Here is a 17457-nt window from a genome sequence, read left to right on the forward strand (position 1 = left end):
GTTGGAAAGATGAATGTCATTCACGAAAAGATCGATTGGAGGCAGTTATCGGAATTTCTTGCCCGGATGAATCGACTCAAACAGCATCACGTCGGCTATTGCGGCGAACAAGAAGAGGAAATTTACGGTACGTTGATGGAGGACTTTGCTGAGGAAGCCAACCGCGTACGGAGATTTACGGTTATTGCGCGCGAAAGTCGGATGATTGGAGCGCTCGGTTTCCAAGTGGATGAAGAGGGCCGGTCTGCAGAGATATGGGGACCCTTCATCGATGCTGGAGAGGCCGAATGGGCTCCACTCGCGAATCAGTTATGGCGCGAGGGATTATCCAAGCTGGATGCAGCCGTGGATACGATGTACGGTTTTTATAATATGGAGAATACTTATTGTGCGCAGTTTATGGCGGAATTGGGCGCTGAACGTTCAGGGATTCACACCATCCTGAAATCAAGAGGTAATTCGCGCGAGATTTGGATTTCGGATTCGACCTTAGCCGAATCAACTGGGGTGCAGGACATCACGCCGGAATATGAGGCTGCTTTCCTTAAACTGCATGAGATGACCTTTCCAAACACCTATTATGGAGCGAAGCAGATCTTGGAACGGTTGGACGGTGACCGAAGGCTGTTCGCAGCGGTGGATCATGGGGAGCTTGCAGGATACGTCTATGTGGAAGCGGAACCTGAGTTTAGGGAAGGCAGTATTGAATACATCGCCGTTTCGGGTGATTTCCAGCGAAGAGGGTATGGTAAAAAGCTGCTGGCGAAGGCGCTCCGTTATTTGTTCGAGAACGTAGGCGCGGAGGAGATTTCGCTGTGCGTAAGCCGGGACAATATCGGTGCCATCCGGTTATACGAAAGCATGGGCTTCGAAACGGAGCATCAGCTTGCGGCATTTGTCTTTAAGACGGCAGGAAGATCCTTGGTTCAGGAACAGGGCCGGTTTGGTGCACCGTCCGAGAGGAGTTGAAGAAATCATGCCGATAGGGCCAATGGCTAAAGGAAACAGCATCCTTGAGCGAAAAATTCGCTATGATGCCACCGTTGTTGATCACCACTGCAAGCTCTTGAAAGCTGAAGGCAGCACCGTCATTCTTGTGCATCAAAATGAGCGATCGTTCTCGATGAAGGCCGGCGCGAAGGAGCTTACGATATCCAAGGGGGTGCTCACCTTTGCCTACTATTGGATCGATCAGCCTTATAACCTGTATTATTGGAGGGATGCGAACGGGAACGAGCTTGGCGCGTATTTCAACATCGTCAGAAATACGCATGTATCCGAAGAGGCGGTATCCTTTGAGGATTTGATTATCGATCTGCTGGTGCTTCCTGGCGGGGATTATTATATTTTGGATGAAGACGAGCTGCCTGAACCGCTGCATCAATTTGAGGACGGGTTCGTACAGAAAGCCCTGCAAATGCTGCTCGACCGTAAAGAGCACATCCTTCGGGAAGCAGCCGTGGAAACCGAGCGGCTATGGCAGGAAATGAAGGGGCTAAGCTAGAAGCATGCAGGTGGATGGCAGCCTCGTTGTAGGAATAGGTGAGTACAGGAAACGATCCGTATCTCGTTGGTTGTACTTTGATATGTTTAAAAGCCCGTCATCCCATGCAGGGACATGACGGGCTTTTAAACATCCCTGACGGGAGTTTCTGCCTTGATAGGTCATTTGAGCATCGATCTCATGGTTAGAATCTCGGACCGGGCTTAAGTCTGCTCGTCCGAGTGGTGATACCGGTTCTCCATCTTCTTGCCTGCCAGCCACAGCAGCCACAGCACAATAGCTGCGACCAGAATCCGCCAAGGCTGCTGGACGAATCCCTGCCAGTCGTGCCCGATAAAGGCGACCATGAAGATCATGACGGACTTCCCGGCCATGACGGCGATGGTAAAGGTGCTTGCCGATACGGTGCTGATCCCTGAGGCAATATTAATCAGCGAGGACGGGGTGAACGGGAAGCAGTACAGAATGAAGATCGGGGTAAAGCCCTTTTCCTCAATCCAATGAAAGAAACGCTGTGTTCCCGGCATCCGCTTCTGAATAAGCAGTCCCAGCTTACCGCCAAGCTTGCGCGCAATCCAAAACACCGTGATGGATCCGAGGCAAACCCCGATCCACGATAACAAGAACCCCCACCATAATCCATACGCCGCGGCGTTCCCCATAACCAGCACGATCAAAGGAAGAAACGGAAGGAACGCCTCGAAGAAGGGCAGCAGGATTCCGGGCAGCGGTCCCAGCTCGGAGTATTCCTTAAGCCAACGCTGCACCTGCTCCATGTCCAAATCTTTTAAATAGGTCCATATGTGTTGAAGCCAATCCATGTTGAGTACAATCCTCTCCCTGCATCCAAACTAAGACAAACTAACATACGGTTCGTAGGGAGCTGACGGATATACGTTGATAAGCGCACAAACGGCAATGTCTTACGAAGCATCCGGCCAAGCGGCATCCCTGAAGTATGTAATTGTCAGCATTGTAATAAAGGCAGTTTCCTTATGTAACCAGTGAGCACTGGCGGTTGTTCCATATTATATCATACGGATTCGGATATATTAAAATTTGACATGTTCGTCTGTCCTGACAGTGGACCGATATCCTTAAGGAACTAAAACGTAAAGCTCCCACCCGCTGGTCGGATGGGAGCTTTGCTGTAGTTTTATCTCGTCCGTTCATTGCCTCCCTGCGAGGCTTCCACAGGCAGGGCGGCTATTTGATCAGGGTCCGGATCCGGATCAATGGCACTCCAATCGATGCCTTTTCGAATCGACCAGATCAGCAGGAAGATCACCCCGATAATGACCGAGCCGATGGAGATGAGGTAGCTGCCGAGTGGAGACAGGTATTCTACCTCTACGATGGCGGAGCTGGAGGGTACGATTACATAACGGACCATTTCCAGCCAAGCAAGATGGAAGCCGATGCTCATCCATAGATGGTTTGTTACGATGCGGGACAGCTGAAGCGCTGCACTGAAGACTATCAAGCTGATGATATATTCTGTGGTGATGAGATCCCAAGTGCCGATACCGATGGCAACCATCCAAGCGGTTATCGCAATCGGGGCCATAACGAACAATACAATTTGAAAGAGCAGCGCGAGCCAGCGGGGAAACCGGGTGTTCAGATTGCGGTACAAATATCCCCTGAAGGTTATCTCCTCGGGGAAGGCTTCATAGAAAAAGGCGATCATCGAATTGATCAGAATCACGAGGAGCGTAGGTATAGGGAGATGAACATCGACGACCCGCAGCCAGCCAAGCGTGCTGCCGAGCAGCAGGGAGGCGGCCATGACCAACACGATAAAGCCGATCCCGAGCAAGAAATAACGGAATCCGGACGGCGGGGAAGCGAGTCCGATCCCGCGCCATGGCCGCCGGTCGGCATAACGTCTGAGCAGGTAGATCAGCGGAACCGATACGGATGTCGTAACCACGGCAAGCAGAATCTGCTGCCCGAGCGTCGACAGGCCATAGGAGCCGCCCACGGTAGCCGCCACGACGGCCAGCCCTAGTCCGGCAACGAACGCGAGCCAGCCAAACAGGATGCGCCAGAACAAATGGAGCCGTCCGTCATCGCGACGCGAGGACGGAGGATTGCCGAGCTGCTGATCGTTGTTTTCCGCTGCTAATGACATGGCGGATTCTCCTTTCATCTATGAATTGCCGGTTTGTAAAACTTCCAAACCGATCTTTATATGTATAGTGATGACTCTAGTATTGTGTTCCTTTCAAGAGAACCTATTTTTCTCAGAGGGGCTGCCGGTATGCTGTAAAACGAAGCGGACGAGTTCACTATTGGATAGATAAAAATAGAGCATTTACGTGATAGATTTCGATGGCCACGAATATTTTCGGCCACCCTAAGCTCTTAATAAATGCTTGATCAGCTTGGGTTTCTAGCAGCATCAGCATTGACATGACCTTAAAACTTTTAATAAAATGTTATTTCGACAGGCTTTACGTGTGAAAAAAGAGACAAAAGGAGTTGGAGATGGTCAAAAATCATAAGAAGCTGACGATGGGCGAGATCGTCAAGAGGTTTATCTTCATTACGGTCGGTGCCATCCTGATGGCGGTGGCGCTTGAGATATTCCTGGTGCCGAATGAAATTATCGACGGGGGCATTACGGGTATTTCCATCGTATTATCCGAAATTACGCCAATTAAGCTAGGTTTGTATCTCTTCGTGATTAACCTGCCGTTCCTGTTTATCGGGTATAAGCAGATCGGCAAAACATTCGCTTTTTCGACCTTGTACGGAATCGTGATGCTGTCGGTGGCGACAACATTTCTGCATCATTTCGAACCGTTCACTAACGAGAAAATTTTGGCCGTGCTCTTCGGCGGCTTGATTCTGGGTCTTGGGGTCGGGCTCGTGATCCGTTACGGCGGAGCCCTGGACGGAACCGAAATCGTGGCGATTCTTCTATCGAAGAAGCTTCGTCTCCCTGTCGGGCAGATCATCATGATCATTAATGTATTCATCTTTATCACGGCGGGCTTTGTGTTTGGAGCGGACTCGGCCATGTATTCGATCTTCTCCTACTACATCGCTGCCAAGGTCATGGATATCGTCGTAGAAGGACTGGATGAATCCAAGTCTGTCACGATAATCTCGAACGAGTATGAGGAAATTTCCAGTGCCATTATGCAGCGGCTGGGCCGCAGCACGACCATGATTTATGCGAAGGGCGGGTATTCCCAAGAGGACACGCAGATGATTTATTGCGTGATCACCCGATTGGAAATCGCCAAGCTGAAGACCGTGGTTCAGGAGATCGACAAGAATGCCTTCATATCGATCCAGAATGTGGCCGACGTGCTCGGCGGAAGCATGGCGAAGAACAATATTCACTAAAAAACAGGGTGTTTCACGGACTCATGCCATCGGTCCTTGAAACACCCTGTTTTTGGCGGCAGCCGCACTAACCCTTCACTTCGAAAAACTCGCAGTTGTCTCTCCCGTGGTAACCGAGTGAGCTCACCCCGGACTGCGTGATGATTGTGTCTTCGGTAAACCGGATCACGATGCCTCCCGATTCGACGAGGTGGTTATCTTTGAAGATGCGAATGGGGATCTGCTTCTCCAATACTTCCTTGAAATCCGCATCGGTCACCAACGGCCTGACAATCGGCATAACCATTCTACTCCTTTCGGTTAGAACTCAGTAGCTGACGGGTGATTAAATGCTAAATGCAATGGATCCATTACGGCTGAGGCAGCGGCGGATTTGCATGGCATTTCCGGCAGACGGGAAAATACGTGTCATTTCCCCCGATCAATATCTGTTCGCCGGTATAGACCGGCTTACCGTCTATTACCCTAAGATTCATCGTTGCCTTGCGCTCGCAGAACCAGCAGATCGTCTTCATTTCCTCGATTTTATCCGCATAGATCAGCATCCAGCGGCTGCCTTCAAACAGCTCGTTCCGGAAATCGTTCTTGAGCCCAAAGCCCATAACCGGCACGTTCAGCTCATCTACGATTTTGACAAGCTGCAGAATGCTCCCTTTACTCAGGAACTGGCATTCATCCACCAGAACACAATAAGGCTTTGGTTCGTGATCCTTCACGATGCTGTAAATATCGGTGTCCTCGAATATAGGAATCGCCTCCCGGCGCAGGCCGATCCGCGAGGATACGTATCCGATCGCATCCCGGTCGTCTATGGCTGATGTAAAGAGGAGGACAGGCTTGTTCTGCTCCTCGTAGTTATGGGCGACCTTCAAAATCTCGATGGATTTGCCGCTGTTCATTGATCCGTATTTGAAAAATAATTGAGCCATGCCTTCGTTCCTTTCCCCGTTTACGCTTGATGTCGTTCATCCCTAAAGTATGACGCGCAGTGTCTATTGTCGCATTATAGAGGCGCGTTGTCCATGACCTTCTCACGAACAAAGCCAAGTCTCCACGCGGGAGTGCTTGGCTGTTTCTGTTTTGCAATATAGAAGGTTTTATGGCTTACGTTGGTTCCTTTTCTGTAAAAAATGTAATGAAAACAAACAGCAGAAAAGCAAGCAGCAGCACCGAACCGCCAACAATAAATAAAATCATGACCAAAGTTTCGTTCAACTCAAACGGATTCAGATTGTACATCCACATCCCGAAGGTTAGTCCGAAGGCGCCCAATATGGCCATCCAGCCATGGACCGCTACCAGCTTTTTATATTTTACCTTAAAAGCTCTGTAAAAAATGCCCCAAGCAAATACCGACAACCAGCCAACCAGTAATATGTGAGCATGGATCGGACGCAGGGAATAATCGATTTCGCCTGACATTTTGGATCCGACGTAAGTTCCGAGGATGCCGAATAGCGCCGCATATCTTATTAATCGCAAACTCCATTTTTGTTCCATCAATTTAATCCTTTCCTTCCTTCGGAAACGTGACGGTAAAGGTTGTTCCTTTCCCGAGCTCGCTGTCGAGCGTTATGGTTCCGTTTAATAAAGTGACGATTTCCTTTACAATGGACAGGCCAAGCCCTGTCCCATCTTTCTTGCGGGTCGCGTCTACCCGGTAGAAGCGATCGAAGACTTGCTCAGCCGAAGCTTCCGATAGGCCGATCCCGGTGTCCTCGAATGCGAGGATGATTTTGTCTTTTTTGTTGCTGCATGATATATAGATGTGGCCGTTCGGCCGATTATACTTAATGGCATTTGTAATCAGGTTATCCCAGACGATCCCGAGCAGCTCGCGGTCGGAGAATAGCTTGGCTTCATCCATTTTGTAAGAGATGGTCAGGTTCCGATCCTGCAGGCTCCAGAGATGCTTTTTGACGGACTCCTTGATCTGTAAATCCAGGCGGACCAGGCTTTTTCTAACCGGATAACCGGATTGGTCGAGAGATGTAATCAGCAGCAGCTGCTTGGTCAAATTGGACAATCTCTTGGCCTCGTCGTTGACGATGCCGGCATACTGAATCCGCTCCTTCGCTGGCAGATCCGGGTTGATGAGGAGGTCTGCATAGCCCTGGATATTCATCAATGGTGACTGGAAGTCGTGGGATACATTGCTGATGAAGGACTTACGCGCGACGTCGTTGTGTCGCAGCTGCTGCTGCATCTGCAGGAAGTTTTGGGCCAGCTGACCCAGCTCATCCTTGCGTCGGATTTCCAGCGAATACGTAAAATCATCATTGGTAATCGCTTTGGTTGCCTCAGAAAGCTCGGAAATGGGATAGATGAGCCGCTTGGTCATTTTGATTACGCCCAGCAGGCTCACCACGGCAACTGCCAGAATAAATCCCGCGAGCATCATATGAATATCGGAAAATAGGGTTTTGCTGTCCGGTTTAACAAACAGTGCATATGGCTCTTGACCGATTTGCAGGGGGATCCCGACGGTATTTCTTAAATCATTGGAGAAATGGCCCATCATCCAGAATTGATCCCATATGTTGTCTTTGCCCATATACGGAGTGCCGTTTAATACCTGGTCCAACGTGCGTGCCGGCAGCCGGCCGTGCTCAAAGGGCTCGCCGAAGAAATACTCATCCCCGGAACCGTTGGCCAAATACATCTGATATCCTAATCGTCCGACTGACTCCAGGAAGGGCTGCAGGGAATGGCTTGATACGTGCATTTCCTCTAGGACATGGACGATTTGCTTGGCGACCTCCACGTTTTGCTGGGTGATTTCGTCTTTGGTAAACGCCAGATAGACGACGTTGACCAGAACAAATCCGATCAGGACGCTGATCCCCAGAATGAGCAGTGTAGCTGATATAAACTCCCGGTATAAAGTTCTCATTCGGCAGCCTCTAGCTTGTAACCAATACCCCGGACGGTTTGGATTTCGATTGAAGCGTTGTAACGTTTGAGACGGTCGCGAATCCGGTTCATATGCGTATTTAACGTTAGCTCGCTGCCATCGTAATCCTCGCCCCATGCCTGCTCCAGAAGAACGGAACGGGGAGTGACCTTGTTGGCTCTGGCAGCCAGCAACGTCAGCAGCTCAAACTCTTTTAGAGGAAAGAGAATGGTTTCATCATTGATGATCACTTCAAAATCGTTTCGGTTAATTTTCACATTGCCGACCTTTACGACACTTTCCATCGCGCGGCCATAGCGGCGAAGGACTACGGCAACCCTAAACAGTAATTCCTTCGGCTCGAAGGGCTTCACGAGATAATCCTCGGAGCCTGATTTGAATCCCTGCTCCTTGTCGGATATTTGCCCCTTTGCTGTCAACAGAATGACGGGGATGTCCAGCTCTTTCGTTAATATTCTAGTCAGGGAGAAGCCGTCCATTCCGGGCATCATGACATCCACTATGGCTAGACTCACCTCTGTCTCCTCCAGAAGCTCAAGCGCATGCTGTCCGTTATTGGCCTGTAAAACCTCATAGCCTTCCCGCGATAAATGGATTGTCACAAGCTGCAGAATATCGTAGTCATCGTCCACAACTAAAATCTTCATGAAAGTCCCCTCCTACCTTGCATTAAGCCTGGGCTGTGTGCTTTTTCTGCTCCGTATCCTTTTCAAATAATAAAATTAAGGAAGGAAGCAGGACGCCTCTCACCAGGAATGTATCGATCAATATGCCAATGGCAACCATAAAGCCGAACACAAAGAGGTCGGCAATCGGCATGGTGGTCAGCGCTGCAAAGGTTGCAGCCAAAATAACGCCTGCCGAGGAGATGATCCCACCCGTATTGAGGATAGCCACTTCAAGCGCGTCCTTTACTTTTAATGCTGCTCTCTCCTCAAGAAAGCGGGAGATTAGAATAATATTATAATCAATTCCAAGAGCCACCAGGAATATAAACGCATAGACAGGAACCCGCGTGCCGATGGACTCATAACCGAACAGAACATCTACCAGGAATAATCCAAGACCTAGAGCCGATACATAAGAAATCAGGATCGTGGCCATCATGTACACCGGCATTTTTAACGAACGAGTCAAGAAGATAAGAAGAATGAGAATCAGAACCGTTTCCAAGACAACTACTTTGACGATGTCATTGTTGTTTGTCGTCCGTTCATCGACTAGTTTGGCTGTCACGCCGCTATAGTAAACATCGCCCTGAAGAGACAACTCGTGAAGGATGGCGTCAGACTCCTTTTGGAGCTCATCCACAAAGTCGATCGCCTCGGTTGAATATGGATTCAGCGTCAAGGCTGCACTGAATTTTGCCGCTTTGGAATCTTCAGTAATGCCAGTCAGGCGGACGGACTCGATCTCTTCGTAACTTTCCAGCTTCATCAGAAACTGATCGGTCTGCTCCTCGGTTAGCGCATTCTCGGATTCCAGAAGAATCGTGGAAGGCGCAAGCTCGCCTTTGTTATATTTGGACTCTATGATTTCATAACCAACGCGGGAAGGCAGATCCTCCGGAAATTTCTTGACGGCGTCGAATTCGTATTTCAGGTTAAAGACGTTCAAGGCGGAAACGACCATGAAGAAGGCCACGATTCCGCCGGTCAATAGCGGCTGATTCACCACAACTTTAGCGACTGTTCCCCAGAAACCGTGTTTGATTTGTTGTTTCTGGCCGAAATTGGGAACCTTAGGCCAGAATGCTCTCCGTCCAAACAGGGTGAACAGGGCAGGGACAAGGGTGACGGAAGCCAGCATAATGATGAGCATGGCCACGCCGAAGACCGGAGCGAAGTTTTGGTAATCACGGAAATCCGTAAAGAACAAAATAAGCATAGCAGCAAGCACGGTGCCGCCAGCAAAAAACACCGGCTCACCAGTAGCGCGCATAGCGTGCTGCATCGCGGCATATTTGCTTTCGTGTTTATTCAATTCCTCGCGGTATCGCGAGAACACGAACAATGAATAATCGATCACGGCGGCAAACAGCAGGATGCTCATGATTGAGGTGGTCGAATTGTTGATTTCAAGTCCGGCTGCGCCCATCAAGGCAACGGATTGATTGACCACCTGATATACGATGACCGTGGCAAGCAGCGGTATGAGGGCAAGCAGCGGCGAACGGTAAATAACGATCAATAATACGAGAATGATGATAACGGTGGCAAGAAGCAGAACGAAGTCCGCCTGCTCGAAGAGTTTGATCGTATCGCCGGCGATCCCCGCCGGGCCAGTAATATAGAAGTCAGTGTTCAGACCCTTAGCAATATCATTGCCAAGCCTGAAGGCTTCATCATTGATTTCCGCATACTCATGGTTGCCAAGGCCCGGTTCCAGGCTCATGGGAACGATAATGGTAGAGTTATCCGCCGAAATGAAAGCCTTTAAGGCTTGAGGCGGCAAAGTGCCGATATTTACAATGGATTTAACTCCCTGAATATCGGCTGAGATGATTCCATAAGTGATGCGCTTGACTTCATCCAGATTAATATCTCCTAATGCATTATGAAAAACCAGAATCCCTGGCGTTCCCTGGTCGCTCGGAAACGTCTTCTCCAATTTGTTCTCGGCAATGATGGATTGCGCTTCATCCGGGAGTGATTGGAAGCTGGTTGCTTTGTAATCACCAAGCCTCGGACCGGCGCTTAACCCGATCATTACGATCAGCCAGATCAGGATCGATATCCACATGCCTCTTTTGGTTGAGACCCAATCGGTTATGGGTCTTAATACCCTTCTCAAAGGTTATTCCCCCTCCTTGTTTTGTCGCACTTACTCTAGCACAGCTCAATAAATTTAATATAAACTCGTCCCTCACCATGGGCTTTGGGCAAATCCGCGGAATGGCTGTAAGCAAGAGGGACAGATGGATGCCGGCAACCGAAGTGGACAAATATCTTCGGAAGATGCTGAGCTAAGGAGCCGGTAGATCTGACTGACAAGAACCTATGGTAATATAGTCAAAAGCAGAGATCACCGGAGCCTGAAACAAAATTGCGGTAAAGAGGATGCAAAGTTTTTTTGCAAAATTGTCAGAAATGCCTCAATCCCCGAGTCATATAAGCAGTCAACGAAATGAAAGAGGGTATAGACATTGGAAGCGACAGCAGACAAACGGACAGATTGGGATGAAATGGAAGACAGCGAGTTGGTCATTCGCGCCCAGGCAGGGGAACGGGAGGCTTTCGGCGAGCTGGTACGCAGACACCGAGCAAAGGTATACGGCTATGCCAGAGCCATTACCCAGGAGTCCTATCTGGCGGAGGACATCGTTCAGGATGCGCTGTTGCGCGCTTTCCTGCACCTCAGCAAGCTGGTCGATGCGGAGCGGTTCCTCCCCTGGATGCAGCGGATCGTACGGAACCAGGCGTACACCAGGCTCAAGGCGAGACCCACGCTTCAGGAGCAAACGTTCACGGAGCTGGAAGGGGGAGGTCGCTTGAGCGGCCAGGAGGACGGCGAATGGAACGATCTGGACCGCATTCTGTTCAGGCTGAACCGGACCGCGAATGAAGCGGCTGCTTCTGCCAATGCTCCCGAGGAGAAGCTGCTTCAGAAGGAAACGCTGCATACGTTAACCGACATCATTCGTTGCCTGAAGCCGCGAGAGCGGATGATCTTCGAGTCCCATTTCTTCGACCAGCTGTCGCCGCAGGAAATCGCCAAGCTGTTTCAGCTCTCTTCGGCCAATGTATACCAGATTATTTCCAGATCTCGCAAAAAGGTGATCCAGGAAAAAATCCGCGTTACCGTTGACTCCTATATGAAAACAAGAAGGGATATGGGAATTATGAGCAAACGGATTTTGGACTACGGCAAGGAGTTTCACGAAACAGGCACATGGACGACAGCGGCGGATGTGATTTACAAAATGCTGCAATATACGGATCGCAAGCTCTCGCTGCCGATGGTGATGGGACTGACCGGTCATGCCTTCCGCATCAATATCGTACCGAAGAGCGTCCATATTGCGGGACCGACCGGCTATAATTTCAGCGAAGTGCTTCCTAGGGGGCTGCACAATATCGGTTTTCACGCGAAGGTAATCGACGGGATGTCTCCGAATATCGGCGAAAACAGCAATCTGCTTGACCCTTCATTGACGGGGAAGGATGCGATGGGCAAACGCAGCATTCATCGTGAGCTCCCGCGAGCGCTGGATTTGATCCACCGCTCACTGGATCAGGGGATCCCGGTCCTGGCATGGGATCTGTTCTTCCCGGAATTCGGCACCGTGTATGGCTATGACGATGAGAACCGGCTATTATATGCCGAGGAATGCGGAAAGGTGGAGACGCTGCCATTCGATCATCTGGGCAGAAGCGTGCTCGAGGAGATTTTTGTTCTTGCCATTGACGGCAAAGTGGATCTGACGCTGAAACAGCAGCTCAGGCTGTCGCTGGAATCGGCGATTGAGCATTACGAAGGCAGGGAGAGCGCAATTCCGGCTAACTGCGTCAAAGGATTGGCGGCCTATGATGCGTGGCTCGAAGCGCTGGAGGGCGGCGCGATTGAGCCGAACGGCCATGCCTATAATATTGCAGTGCTGAGGGACGCGCGTTATTATGGGGCGGAGTTCTTTAAAGAGCTGAAGCAGGCTTGGCTGCTTGAGGAGAAGTCGGAAGAGCTGACCCGGCATTTTGATGAAGCGTCGGCCTTATACCAAGGGATGCATGAGAAGCTCGATGAGCTGCACCGGCTGTTCCCGTTCCCGCAAGGGGGCCAGCCGAACGATTCTCTCACCGCTAGAGAGGCAAGAGGCTTGGTTGAAGGGATTAAGCCGCTTGAATCCCAAGCACTGGAGTGCATGAAGGAGATTCTGGCGCTGATCGGAGACTAAGAACGTAGGCATCCTAGCGGACAAACCGGTTGTTTACATTCCACGAATTCTATTTTAGAATGGAAACATAATTAGATAGAATCTTATAAGACGAACCCCATTTTTTATTGTTTTCTGGATCCAAAACAATGAGAAATGGGGTTTTTTTGACGTGTGGAGGAGGAACGAAACATTGTATCAATTGCTGAAGAACTCGTTGTATGTTTTTTTAGGGGCGTGCTGCTTCGGGATTTTATCTACGGTCGTAAAGCTGGCATACCGGGACGGATTCCAGTTTGAACAAGTGATGCTGAGTCAATTCGGAACAGGGTGGCTTATTTTGCTGGTCCTCATGCTGCTGTTCGCGAGACGAAGGGTGACCTGGAAGCAGGCGGTTCGTCTTGCCGGCGTCGGCTTATGCACCTGTCTGACCGGCGTTACATATTATCTTTCGCTGCAGAGCATTCCGGCCTCCATCGCCGTTGTGCTGCTGTTTCAATTTACCTGGATCGGGGTGATCATCGAATCGATCGTATACCGCAGGCTCCCGGACAAAGCGACCGTCATTTCGATCGCCATTCTGTTTCTCGGGACGCTGATGGCTGGAGGCATTCTCGGTACGGGCGAGCTTCAGCTTAACCTGAAAGGAACGCTGCTTGCTCTTGCGGCTGCCCTCATGATGGCATTATTCGTCTTCTTCAGCGGGCGGGTTGAGACCGGCATGCCGGCGATCACCCGCAGCTTCTATACATCGACCGGCGGTCTTGTCCTGCTGACGGTTCTGTTTGCGCCCAACGTATTTACGGGGTATGTCCAAATGGATAGCGGTAACGGCTTATGGATCTATGGCTTGATCCTGGGAACGTTCGGGGTCGTGCTTCCGGTGCTCCTGTTTGCGCTTGGTGCACCGAAAATCAGCACCGGCCTGGCTACGATTCTAGGAGCGGGGGAGCTTCCGGTGGCCGTCATCGCATCGGTGATGGTGTTGAACGAACAGGTAACTGCCGTTCAGTGGATGGGCGTATCTCTCATCCTGCTTGGCATCGCCTATCCGCAATGGGCGGCGCAGCGAAGCCCGGGCATTCAATTGGCCAAGGATTAAGCGATTCTTTGGCCGGGGCTGATGTCCCGGCTTGGTGCACTTACATATCGGCAGGGGAGCGCATAGACGCGTGAGAATCCGGCAGTCAAACGATCGGTTCTTTTTTACGTCAACGTGATGAAGTTGCAGTGGTACCCGAAGATCAACTAAAATTTAGAGAGGGCGAAAACGAATCCCTGTTTCTAAATATTAACCACTCGAGAATGGAAGGGGCGGCAAGCCGTGAGCGCCTAGCGTTTATGTCCATTCGGCCGAAAGGAAGTTATTCATGAATGTAATGCAAATGGAACAATTGAAGCTGATCCGTACGGAAATCACCAGGTTTATGCTGAAATATAAATTCGCGCTGGACGAAATCGAAACCAAAATCGAGATTCTGAAGGAAGAGTTTCAGGCTCTGCATGACTACAGCCCGATCGAGCATACGAAATCCCGCCTGAAATCGCCGGAAAGCATGATGAAGAAGCTGCTCCGCAAGGGAGGAGAAATCTCCTTGGCCTCGATCGAGGAGAACATCAAGGATATTGCGGGACTGCGGATCACGTGCTCCTTCATTTCCGATATTTATAAAATCAGCGAGATGCTGCAGAAGCAAAGCGATCTGACCGTCTTGAACGTCAAGGATTACATCAAGCATCCGAAGCCGAACGGATATCAGAGCTTGCATCTGCTCGTAGAGGTGCCGGTGTTTTTCTCCGATCGGGTGGAGAAGGTATGCGTGGAAGTGCAAATCCGGACCATCGCGATGGATTTCTGGGCAAGCCTGGAGCATAAAATCTTCTATAAATATAATAAGTCGGTCCCACAGCGGCTGCTTGAGGAGCTGAAAGCCGCGGCGGATACAGCTAATGCGCTGGACCATCAGATGGAGCGGCTGAACCGTGAGGTTCAAGCCATCAAGGATATGCACGATGAAGACTCCTTGCTGGAGGAGCTAAAGAGCATTCAGATCAACAACCACAAATATCAGCTGCCGGCCGGGCTGCTGGAGATTTTCTCGGAGGGTGAAGAAGCTTGAGTCTAGGTGAATCTTCACCGTGTATAATCGAATACATGCAAAGATAAGCCGCGAAGTTCGCGGCTTTTTAATAGACTGATTCTGAAAGGATGTAACCATGAAGAAAGTCATCGTCATTGGATCGGGAATCGTCGGAGCCTCGACAGCCTACGCGTTAGCCAAGCAAGGAGCAGAGGTGCTTGTCATTGACCGTAAAGATGTAGGACAAGCCACCGACGCAGCTGCAGGCATTATCTGCCCCTGGCTGTCGCAAAGGCGCAATCAGGCATGGTACCGGCTGGCCAAGGCCGGCGCGCGCTTCTACCCCGGTTTGATCAAAGAGCTTACCGGGGAGGGGGAGACCGAGACGGGCTATGCCCAAGTTGGTGCGATTAGCATCCATCATAGCCAAGAGAAAATTACCGCGATGGAGGAGCGGGCACAACGCCGTAAAGCGGATGCACCGGAGATTGGCGAAATTACCCGCCTAAACGAAAGGCAAACCCGTGATTCATTTCCTCTGCTGGCAGAAGGCTATCAATCTGTACATATCAGCGGCGCCGCACGGGTAGATGGCCGTGCACTCCGAGATGCGCTGCTCCGATCGGCGCAGCGAAACGGCGCGGTTTTGATTAACGGGGATGCGAGGCTGCAATATCAATCGGGACGCGTCACCGGGGCTGTTGTCAATGGGCGAAGCTTCCTTGCCGACAAAGTCGTGGTATGTGCAGGCGCATGGGCGGATCAGCTGCTGAAGCCTTTAGGCATTCGCTTTAAGGTACATTATCAAAAAGCGCAAATCATGCATCTGCAGCTTCATAATCAGCAAGATACAAGCCATTGGCCAGTAGTCATGCCGCCTTCTGACCAATATTTGCTCGCTTTCGATCAGCAGAAGATCGTCATCGGAGCGACTCACGAGAATGATGTAGAGGGATACGATACCAGGGTGACCGCCGCCGGAATGCAGGAAATTCTGAATAAAGGGCTGGAGCTGGCGCCTGGCTTGGCCGACAGCACCTTCCAAGAGGTAAGAGTCGGTTTTCGCCCATTCACGCCGGGCTTTCTTCCGGTGATCGGAGCTGTTCCCGGCTGGGAGGGTCTATTAACCGCCAATGGGCTTGGAGCATCCGGTTTGACGATGGGGCCTTTTATCGGGAGCCAATTGGCAAAGCTGGCGCTGGGGCTGCCGATCGATATCGATATTCAGGATTATGATGTGCGGAAGGCGATGGATGAAGTAGAAGGATGATAAATTCAAGATTTTAGGCTGCTACAAAATTATGCTTCTTGAAGTTTCTGAATCGTTAATTTTCCAGAATGCTGCACAATGGTCAGCATCAATCGGGGATGCCGAAGTATTAGGAGAAAACAAATGGAGAAGAAGTCCAAAGGGTCTATTTTAGAAATATGGAGTAAGTATCCTATATATAGGGACATACAAATCTCCACGATTCTAACCAGCTTTTTTAACTGGAGTTCTTTCATAGCAATGCTTTTCTTATTAGGGGAAATCACAAATTCAGGCATTGAATTAGGAGTTTTATGGGCTCTTAGTGGTTTATCTCCGTTAATATTTACTGCGTTTCTCGGAGTCTATTTAGACAGGTGGAATAAGAAACGGAGTATCATTTATTCCGATTTTTTAAGGTCTTTAGCATTTTTACTTTTCTTATTTATACCTTTTACTGAAGGGTTTATCTCGGTTTTTATTTTCTTTATATCAAGATTTTTTACAGGGTTATTAGGCTCTTTTAACTCAACTGCAAAACAAGTGGTTATTCCTCAAATTGTTCAAAAAGAAGATCTAGTAGTAGCTAATTCTTACAGCTATATGATCACAAGTACGGTTCGTCTCAGTGGAGCTGCAGTAGGTGGAGTAATAGTTTCTTTTTTCGGAATTAATATAGCATATTTATTAACCGCCTTATCTTGTTTGTTCTCTTCTTTTTTAATAGCTAGGCATAACTGGAATGAAGGCAGCATTAACAAAAATGATAGTATTAAAAAAAACTTTTGGAAAGAGCTTTCATCAGGGTTAGCGTTTGCAAGGAATAATTTATATGTGAAAATGATATTAATATCTTCCATTACAATCGGGACAATTATTGGCAGCTATAATCTAATGTTAGAAAGGTATAGTAGTGTAGTCTACGCTGAACAAGAATACTATCTAAGTTTGTTATACATTTCAGAAGGAATAACTTCGGTATTAATTGGTTATATCGTAGCTAAGAAAAATCTGATCTTTAAAAAGAAGTGGAAGTATGGTGTAATGTATGTTGCTACGGGGTTAGCATGGATCTTGTTTAGTTTCTCAACAAATATAATTCAAGGAATATTATCTCTAATACTCTTTGGTTTGTTTTCTGCACTTATAGTACCATTCGAACGATTTACGATGCAAAATGTAGTACCGGATTATCTAAGAGGTAAAGTGTTTAGTTTATGGGGAACTTTAACCGCAGTAGCTATTCAAGCTGGTGCGCTAATAACAGGTTTTATTATAGATTTTTTTGGGATTCAAGCCGTGAATCAGATAACAGGTTCTTTCCATTTATTGTTTGGTCTTATTTTCACTATAATATTCGCCTTTAATCTAAATAAATCACAAACAATATCATCAACTAAGCGGGAGGGTACAGAAATTCAATAATTAAAATTTCTAGAAGGGGGTTGAAGAAGGACAAAAATCTAGCCCAAGTGAGAAGTC

General features: G+C 49.2%; 16 protein-coding genes. 8 read left to right on the forward strand and 8 right to left on the reverse strand.

Going from position 1 to position 17457, the window contains the following annotated elements:
• The first annotated feature begins 9 nt into the window (after nucleotides 1–9).
• Together NSQ46_RS12925 and NSQ46_RS12930 are read left to right on the forward strand one after the other, a co-directional pair.
• Nucleotides 10–969, forward strand: a complete 960-nt coding sequence (locus NSQ46_RS12925) for a GNAT family N-acetyltransferase (protein WP_342576835.1) — start codon at nucleotides 10–12, stop codon at nucleotides 967–969.
• A 7-nt stretch (nucleotides 970–976) separates the two neighbouring features.
• Nucleotides 977–1504, forward strand: coding sequence for a DUF402 domain-containing protein (locus tag NSQ46_RS12930; protein ID WP_341033139.1), 528 nt, complete (start codon nucleotides 977–979; stop codon nucleotides 1502–1504).
• 203 nt (nucleotides 1505–1707) lie between these two features.
• On the opposite strand, the gene NSQ46_RS12935 is transcribed toward NSQ46_RS12930, so the two are convergent.
• Both NSQ46_RS12935 and NSQ46_RS12940 read right to left on the reverse strand, forming a co-directional pair.
• On the reverse strand, nucleotides 1708–2325 hold the full coding sequence (locus tag NSQ46_RS12935; RefSeq protein ID WP_007128402.1) for a TVP38/TMEM64 family protein: 618 nt from the start codon (nucleotides 2323–2325) through the stop codon (nucleotides 1708–1710).
• Nucleotides 2326–2660: 335 nt separating this feature from the next.
• The gene (locus NSQ46_RS12940; protein WP_341033140.1) at nucleotides 2661–3638 is read right to left on the reverse strand and encodes a type II CAAX endopeptidase family protein; all 978 of its coding nucleotides are present in this window, start codon (nucleotides 3636–3638) and stop codon (nucleotides 2661–2663) included.
• 356 nt (nucleotides 3639–3994) lie between these two features.
• On the opposite strand from NSQ46_RS12940, the gene NSQ46_RS12945 reads away from it, so the two are divergent.
• A complete protein-coding gene (locus NSQ46_RS12945) occupies nucleotides 3995–4861 on the forward strand; it encodes a YitT family protein (RefSeq protein WP_341033141.1) in 867 nt (288 codons plus the stop codon).
• 67 nt (nucleotides 4862–4928) lie between these two features.
• Here the strand turns inward: NSQ46_RS12945 and NSQ46_RS12950 are convergent, their stop codons facing one another.
• The 6 genes from NSQ46_RS12950 to NSQ46_RS12975 form a co-directional block, all read right to left on the reverse strand.
• Nucleotides 4929–5141: a hypothetical protein gene (locus tag NSQ46_RS12950; RefSeq protein WP_028407171.1), complete on the reverse strand. Its 213-nt coding sequence runs from the start codon at nucleotides 5139–5141 to the stop codon at nucleotides 4929–4931.
• Between the two features lie 70 nt (nucleotides 5142–5211).
• Nucleotides 5212–5790 carry a thymidine kinase gene (locus NSQ46_RS12955; RefSeq protein ID WP_341033142.1) on the reverse strand — a complete coding sequence of 193 codons (579 nt, stop codon included), beginning with the start codon at nucleotides 5788–5790 and terminating at the stop codon, nucleotides 5212–5214.
• Nucleotides 5791–5965: 175 nt separating this feature from the next.
• Complete coding sequence (locus tag NSQ46_RS12960; protein WP_341033143.1) at nucleotides 5966–6361, reverse strand: hypothetical protein; 396 nt, start codon at nucleotides 6359–6361, stop codon at nucleotides 5966–5968.
• 4 nt (nucleotides 6362–6365) lie between these two features.
• A complete protein-coding gene (locus tag NSQ46_RS12965) occupies nucleotides 6366–7754 on the reverse strand; it encodes a HAMP domain-containing sensor histidine kinase (protein WP_341033144.1) in 1389 nt (462 codons plus the stop codon).
• Nucleotides 7751–8422 carry a response regulator transcription factor gene (locus NSQ46_RS12970; RefSeq protein WP_341033145.1) on the reverse strand — a complete coding sequence of 224 codons (672 nt, stop codon included), beginning with the start codon at nucleotides 8420–8422 and terminating at the stop codon, nucleotides 7751–7753. The genes NSQ46_RS12965 and NSQ46_RS12970 overlap by 4 nt, the downstream gene beginning before the upstream one ends.
• Nucleotides 8423–8444: 22 nt before the next feature.
• Nucleotides 8445–10568 carry an MMPL family transporter gene (locus tag NSQ46_RS12975; protein ID WP_341033146.1) on the reverse strand — a complete coding sequence of 708 codons (2124 nt, stop codon included), beginning with the start codon at nucleotides 10566–10568 and terminating at the stop codon, nucleotides 8445–8447.
• A 352-nt stretch (nucleotides 10569–10920) separates the two neighbouring features.
• Between NSQ46_RS12975 and NSQ46_RS12980 the strand changes: the two genes are divergently transcribed.
• The 5 genes from NSQ46_RS12980 (at nucleotide 10921) to NSQ46_RS13000 (ending at nucleotide 17400) form a co-directional block, all read left to right on the forward strand.
• Nucleotides 10921–12666 carry an RNA polymerase sigma factor gene (locus tag NSQ46_RS12980; RefSeq protein WP_341033147.1) on the forward strand — a complete coding sequence of 582 codons (1746 nt, stop codon included), beginning with the start codon at nucleotides 10921–10923 and terminating at the stop codon, nucleotides 12664–12666.
• Between the two features lie 172 nt (nucleotides 12667–12838).
• Nucleotides 12839–13747 carry an EamA family transporter gene (locus NSQ46_RS12985; RefSeq protein ID WP_342576836.1) on the forward strand — a complete coding sequence of 303 codons (909 nt, stop codon included), beginning with the start codon at nucleotides 12839–12841 and terminating at the stop codon, nucleotides 13745–13747.
• 268 nt (nucleotides 13748–14015) lie between these two features.
• A complete protein-coding gene (locus NSQ46_RS12990) occupies nucleotides 14016–14765 on the forward strand; it encodes a GTP pyrophosphokinase family protein (protein WP_007128391.1) in 750 nt (249 codons plus the stop codon).
• 97 nt (nucleotides 14766–14862) lie between these two features.
• Complete coding sequence (locus tag NSQ46_RS12995) at nucleotides 14863–15996, forward strand: FAD-binding oxidoreductase (RefSeq protein ID WP_341033149.1); 1134 nt, start codon at nucleotides 14863–14865, stop codon at nucleotides 15994–15996.
• A 123-nt stretch (nucleotides 15997–16119) separates the two neighbouring features.
• On the forward strand, nucleotides 16120–17400 hold the full coding sequence (locus NSQ46_RS13000) for an MFS transporter (RefSeq protein ID WP_007128389.1): 1281 nt from the start codon (nucleotides 16120–16122) through the stop codon (nucleotides 17398–17400).
• The last annotated feature ends 57 nt before the right edge of the window (nucleotides 17401–17457 follow it).

The organism is Paenibacillus sp. FSL M8-0142, assembly GCF_038597315.1.
Lineage (GTDB): Bacteria > Bacillota > Bacilli > Paenibacillales > Paenibacillaceae > Paenibacillus_AQ > Paenibacillus_AQ lactis.